The sequence below is a fragment of the uncultured Nostoc sp. genome (genome assembly GCF_937863485.1).
Lineage (GTDB): Bacteria > Cyanobacteriota > Cyanobacteriia > Cyanobacteriales > Nostocaceae > Nostoc.
On record NZ_CALMFY010000216.1, the window covers coordinates 76,357 to 83,218 of the forward strand.

Consider the following 6,862-nt stretch of genomic DNA (forward strand, 5'->3'; position numbering starts at 1 on the left):
CGTTGGCAGAGCTTATCGGAGGTATCGCCGGAATTAATTTTTGGCATATTTCTAGCTACACTTGACGCAACCTAGAATTTATGGTTGCTCGCATTTTTGTAAGATAAGCATGACAACTTTTTACAGTTAAGTTTGAACTAGGAGCTTTCATGACAGACCAACCTTCCGCCGCTAACCCTATGAATAGTGCTGCTATACCCATGAATAGGCAGCCGTTAGCATCGACGACTCCCATAAATGCTGTTAATAATAATCCTCCCGCTAATGCCAAGCTAGGTGGTGGTCCTGGGAAAACTATTCTCAGTGTTGATTTAGGCAGAACTTCCACAAAAACTTGTGTGAGTCGTGAACCAAACAATGTGGTGTTCGTACCTGCCAACGTGAAGCAGATGTCAATAGAACAGGTACGCGGCGGTGTTTTTGAAGCCAGGGCTACTGACCCCTTAATGGATTTGTGGCTGGAGTATCAAGGAAATGGATATGCTGTTGGTCAACTGGCAGCAGATTTTGGGGCGAATTTAGGAGTCGGACAATCTAAGGTAGAAGCTGCACTGGTAAAAGTGTTAGCAAGTGCTGGCTACTTCAAACTCAAAGATGATATCTCAGTCGTACTGGGTCTACCTTTTCTTTCCTTAGAGCAATTTGAAAAGGAAAAAGCACAGTTGATTAGCCAAGTAGGTGGTCCTCATGTGTTGAACTTCCGAGGCGAATCTGTGTCGCTGAACGTCAGTAAGGTATGGGTAATGCCAGAGGGCTACGGCAGCCTACTGTGGTCTGAAGCTCAACCGAAAAAAAGCCCTGGCAGTCCCGATTTTACAAAAATATCGGTAGCGATCGTTGATATTGGACATCAAACCGTCGATCTTTTGATGGTAGATAACTTCCGTTTTGCCAGAGGTGCTTCTAAGAGCGAAGACTTCGGTATGAATAAGTTTTATGAATTGGTGTCCGCCGAAATCGAGGGAGCAGATAGTCAATCTCTAGCGCTGATTTCCACTGTTAACAAACCCAGAGGTGAACGCTATTACCGTCCTAAAGGTGCTAGCAAGCCCACCAACCTAGACGATTTTCTTCCCAACCTCACAGAGATGTTTTCACGCGAAATCTGTAGCCGTGTGCTAGCCTGGTTGCCAGAACGCGTCACCGATGTAATTCTCACTGGCGGGGGTGGTGAGTTCTTCTGGGACGACGTTCAACGTCTACTCAAGGAAGCAAAGATTAATGCTCATTTAGCAGCACCTTCCCGACAGGCGAATGCTTTGGGGCAGTATATTTATGGAGAGGCACAATTATCCTCCAATCGCGCTGCTAGGGCATAAAGCTGATGTTCCAATGGTCAAAAAAGGTAGTTAAATCCGTCACGTTCAACCCAGAGCTTGCTGATGAAAGCTTGTTAGCGCAAGTAGAAAGTTATTTGGAAAAACAACCAGACAAGACTTTCAGCGACCTCTGTAAAGAAGCCTTGTGGCAATCTTTATGTGTACCGGAATCTGTACAACCTGCTCCACAAACAACAGTAACAACACCGATTGAACAACAAGTTGGTGAACTGCAACGTCAAGTGGCTGGACTTGAGGAACGTTTTTTTGCCAAGGGATCTAATCGTTTGGAGGCGATGGAACACCATCTACTGCAACTTTCTCAACAAGTTGCACAATTGGCGCTCATAGTCAATGATCGATCGTTCATTCCGTCTCCAACTCAATTAGAAGTAGTAAATAATACTTCTTATACTGTTGCTACCCCTCCTCAAGAGGTTGACCCCGTAATCAGTCGCCTTAGTCAGTTTCTTGATGATTTTTAAGAAACAATCAGCTTTGTGAGCATCTTTTGCTTTTTCCAACAATCCTTAATAGTTAATACTATTAAGGATTATTAATGTTTATATATATTTTGTATAGATACAATATTTGGCAACGAGCCGCCACCCTTTTCCTTTGGAGACGCTATGCGTAGCTTGCTTCCACAAAGTGGTACGGGAAGCCGCTTTGCGTCTATGCATCTACGCGGCTAATCAAGTTATGTAAAACGAGCGATCGCACATCAATTTTTAGTGTGCGCTCAAAGTGGGATAAAGTATTATTTAGGACTATAGTATAAAGTTTTTCACTTCTAGCAATCTACAGCCGGAAATTACCCAGTTATACTGAGATAAACGAGTGTAAGTCAAAACACCGTTTCGGGTCAGTTGAGATTTGTAACCATGAGTAATACCAGTTTTTGGAAGCCTGCTTATCAGCTTTTTAAGCCAGAGGAACCACTCACTACACCTGAAGAACTGAGAAATTTTTATGTCCAGCGAGCTAATAGTCCTGTAGAGAATTTAATCACTTTCTTGGATATGGAAGACGACCCAGCTAAATTTTTATTAGCAGGTCACAGGGGTGGTGGCAAAACTACAGAATTGCGGCGACTAAAACAACATTTGAACAGCAAGTATACAGTAATCTGGATTGATACTGTCACTGCTCTTGACCAGTACAACATTGGCTATGCTGAGGTTGTAGTACTAATTGGAATTAAAATTTTTGAAAAAGTTATTCAACCAGAGTGGGGTTTAAAAGACGATTTATTAAATGATTTGCTCGAAAGTCTCAAAACTGTAGTTTATCAAGATGAAGACGCTGAAAATACTGGTCTTGAACTTCCAGAAATTCTCAAAAAACTAGGTCTAATTCTCAAACAAGGTCTAACTCGAAAAGTTACTACAACTCTCAATATTCGTCCGCAGCTTAGTAAAATCATTGAGCGAGTTAACGCCATCATAGAAGCTGCCGAGAAAAGAAACAAGCAGAAGTTACTGGTGATTGTAGATGGTCTTGACCGACATGATCAAGTTACAGCGTTAGAAATGTTCGCTAGTCCACTGCTGACTCAGCTAAGTTGCCATATTGTATATGCGATTCCAATTTCACTCAGGTATTCTCCAAGCTTTCGTCAACCAATGGAAAGCTTTCAAAAATGCTTAGATTTAACTAATCCACCAGTATTTGAGTGCGATGAGAATTTATGTCCTACTACAATCCCTAATCAACTTGGTAGAGACATTCTTAATAGTGTAATTCATAAGCGTTTAGCAAGTTTGGGTGTTGCTTATAAGGGTTTATTTAATCCAGATGCGCTAGAACTAATTTCTGAAAAAAGTGGCGGTGTGATGCGTGACTTGGTACGACTGGCTCGTACAGCTTGTGAAGTTTCTTTAAGGCTAAATTTGATATATGTAGATTTAGATGTTGCTAAAGAGGCTGTGCAAGAAGTACGCAGAGAATACAATTTGAGTGATTACCATTTCCCCGAACTGGATAAAGTTCACTGCACAGGTTGCTTAACTACTAATACCCATAGTTTGCCTAACAAAGGTCAGTTTGTGATTTGTGATGAGCTTTTGCAAAACAAATTTGTCTTAGGTTATTACGATCGCAGTAAAAAATCCTGGTTTGATGTGAACCCTATTCTATTAGAAGATTTACAGCGTTGGCAAGCTGCTAACTCTCCAAAAAAATAGCTTTTTTCTCTTGCAATCAGCAATTATTCATCAATAAAAATGGCTTCTAACGAATCTACCACTTATTATATAAGTGCAACTGACGCAACAGAGCTAAATAAACTAGTTAATTTCTTAGAATTATCTAGTGGAACAACGACAATTTTTGCTATTGCACCGGAGAGTGGCCCACAACATCCGGTAGTCGAGGAAATTAAGTTACTTTTATCTGAGAGTGACCATACTTTTAATGAACCTCAAAACTTTTTTTACAGTGATAACTCACTATATAACTTTCTCTATAGTTTAGATGAAACTGGGGAACAGGATACTCAAACTAAGCGCAAATTGGTAATGGCGTTTGGAATTGATCAACTGCCGACATCACGCCTGAAACAAGAGATGAAGCAGTTGAATTTAGGGAGAGATTCGCTATTTGGGCGGGAATTAGTCATAATTTTTTGGCTGAATAAAGAGGAATTTTTAGAAGAGTTTCGTAACCGTGCGCCTGATTTCTGGGATTGGCGGGGTAAGTTAGTGAAATTTGAGGCACGTCCACCCGTAAATCCCCTGTTCTATCCTTATCTGGAGTGGTTGATAGCTGAGAATTCCTATCTCAAAATCAGCGGTGTGATGCAAGTCCAGCGCCAAGTAGATATTTTTCTGGATCAAATTTATGTTTCATTGCAAGCAGTAAGGCGACAGGAAGTTACAGAAACGTCGAAACTAGACCAAGAGATGACTACATTTCGCAAAGCTGAACATAGGTTGAGCATCTCTAGCCCCTACGATTTAGACGAACCTTCCTATTACGAACCAGTTTTACTAAGTTCAATACCCGCGACTAGCACCAAAACAGTAACACAAAGAATTGATTTATCCCATGCAGTGCGGGAGAATCAATACTGCGTGATTCTCGGCGCTCCAGGTGCGGGTAAGACAACGCTACTGCGCTATCTGGCGTTACATTTTGCCACAGCGAAACGTGATGGCAATGAAACAGTAATAGGTGGCGAACCCCAAGAAGAATTGGGTAAAGCTCTGTTGCCAATTTTCTTTCGTATTGCCGACTATGCAGAACGACTACAACAAGAACCAGAGTTAAGTCTGCTGGACTATCTGCGCCAATTCTACCGCCAGTGGGAAGCTTACTTTCAAGATGAAGCTGAAGCGGGAACTGAGATGGCGACGCTACTATTAGAAAAAATGTACCAAGGGCAGTGCTTAATGCTGCTGGATGGGCTAGATGAGGTATTTGAACAAGAAAGCCGCAGGCTGATTGTGGAAAGGATTGATCAGTTTGTCAATGCTTTTTCTACTAATAAATTTGTCATTACCAGCCGCATAGCTGGCTACCGCGACGTGAAACTGAGCAGCCGTTTTGCTGAGTTCACTATTGAAGATATGGGTGGCGAACAGGTAGAAAAATTCCTGGAACGCTGGTGTTTGGCGATAGAACGAGCGCAGCAGCCAGAAGCTAGTGAGGCGCAATGGCAAAGAGCAGGAGATGACCAAGCAAGGAAGATTTTAGAGGCAATTAAAGACAATGAGGGTGTAAAGCGCTTAACAGCGAACCCTCTACTGTTGACAATTTTGGCACTGATTCACCGCAATGGTGAACGCCTACCTAACCGCCGGGTGAAACTTTATGAATTGGCAGTGCAAACCTTGACTGAAGATTGGCAGCTAGGTAAGAAGTTGCCAGATGCTCCGAAAGTGCTGCTGAACCAAAATGAAGTAGTGGCATTTTTAGCACCACTCGCTTACTGGATGCATGAGGAAAAGCCTTCTGGTTTAGTCACTGAGGCAGAAGTTGAACAACAGTTAGCAGCAAAGCTAGCAGAACTAAATGATACTGATCTAGAATCCGACTCAGTACGGCAAGCCGTGCAGGAGTTTTTACGGAAAGTGCGGGAAACCACAGGTCTATTTGTGGAACGTGCGCCTGGAGTCTACGGTTTTATGCACCTGACGTTTGAGGAGTATTTTGCTGCACGTTATATCGCTGACAATGAAGTAAGCGATATATTAGCAATTATCCGTAAACATTTGCATGAGCCGCGCTGGAATGAGCCGATTCTACTGGCTTTAGGCTATTACGGAATTTATTCTCCTAAACAGGTTAATAAGCTAGTTGAGCAGCTTTTCAGTAATCTTGAGGTTTATGAACCTGTAATTCAAGGTGGTAAGTTAAAAATAAAAAATGTATCTTCGCAGGATGCGATTATCATCTGGTCAGGCTTGCAAGAGGAATCAACTACTAACTGTAACCAGTCGGAATTACGGTTGAAAGATTTGCTATTTGCTGGTGAGATTTTAACTCAAGTTGAAGTCAATAGCAATACTCGCAAAAAACTAATTCAAAAATTAGTTATTACTTATCTTGGTTTAGATACAGACTTTGAGGATGATACAACTAAGCAACTGCTGAGGCTGTTACGCCAAATTGAACTGTTTAACCAGAAAGGTGAAGTTCTGGCACGACTGAAAGAATTTGCTAATGACTCAATACTTACTGAAGAGATACGGGTAAAAGCACAGACAGCTATTCTTTATGTTGCTTGTGGTGAATCAGGGGGAGGATTAGTTAGTTGTGCCATTGATATTGTTAATCAGCTAGAGCCTAATATATTTTGTAGTCTTAGAGAGTTGGTTAAAGAACTAGGTGAAGAAATGACACCTGCTTTAGAAAATAGTCTGGAAAATTATAGTGGCGCTCAAGACTCTCAAAGGGCATTAAACTTACTCACCGCAATATCTTATATTCGTACAGATAAATATACAAAAGCTGTTGAACTTCTAGAAGGAATCAATGTTCAGCCAAATGTCAGGCATAGTGCTTATATAGCTTGGTCAATTGCAACTTGTTATCAGGAACAAGATAAATTTGATCAAGCGATTGACTACTATCAGGAATGCTTTGAAAAACTAGTTTTATATATTCATCCATCTGCTTTTCTACTGTTTTGGAGAAATCGAGGTATTTGTCATCGCTTACACACCAAATACGAGCAGTCACTAGAATGCTTCCAGCAAGCGTTGAATATAGACAGAGAACGTCAGAAGTCTGAAGATGAAGCAAGTGATTTGTGGAATATAGGTAGAACTTATCAAGAGTGGGGTAAATACGAAGAAGCGATCGCCCACTATCAACAAAGTCGTGACCTCTATGAGCAATTGGACAAAGAGAAGGATCTAGCAAACCAGTGGGACTGGCTTGCTAGTTGCTACCGAGAATGGGGTAAATATGAACAAGCATTTGAGTGCCAGCAAAAGTGCTTGGCACAATATCAAAAGTTAGAATACCAAGCAGATATAGCTAGTGCCTACTTTCAACTAGGCTGGATTCATCAAAGCTGGGGCAAATATGAACAAGCG

General features: G+C 41.5%; 4 protein-coding genes. All 4 read left to right on the forward strand.

The genetic code is table 11. The annotated features are described in order from the left end of the window. Positions 1 to 149: 149 nt before the first annotated feature. Positions 150 to 1,319, forward strand: a complete 1,170-nt coding sequence (locus Q0541_RS29355; RefSeq protein WP_298919571.1) for a ParM/StbA family protein — start codon at positions 150 to 152, stop codon at positions 1,317 to 1,319. Positions 1,320 to 1,324: 5 nt separating this feature from the next. Next, positions 1,325 to 1,804 carry a plasmid segregation centromere-binding protein ParR gene (locus Q0541_RS29360; protein WP_298919573.1) on the forward strand — a complete coding sequence of 160 codons (480 nt, stop codon included), beginning with the start codon at positions 1,325 to 1,327 and terminating at the stop codon, positions 1,802 to 1,804. Positions 1,805 to 2,203: 399 nt separating this feature from the next. Beyond that, the gene (locus Q0541_RS29365) at positions 2,204 to 3,505 is read left to right on the forward strand and encodes a P-loop NTPase fold protein (protein ID WP_298919575.1); all 1,302 of its coding nucleotides are present in this window, start codon (positions 2,204 to 2,206) and stop codon (positions 3,503 to 3,505) included. A 39-nt stretch (positions 3,506 to 3,544) separates the two neighbouring features. Then, the coding region (locus Q0541_RS29370) for a tetratricopeptide repeat protein (RefSeq protein ID WP_298919577.1) at positions 3,545 to 6,862 on the forward strand (3,318 nt) is incomplete at its 3' end.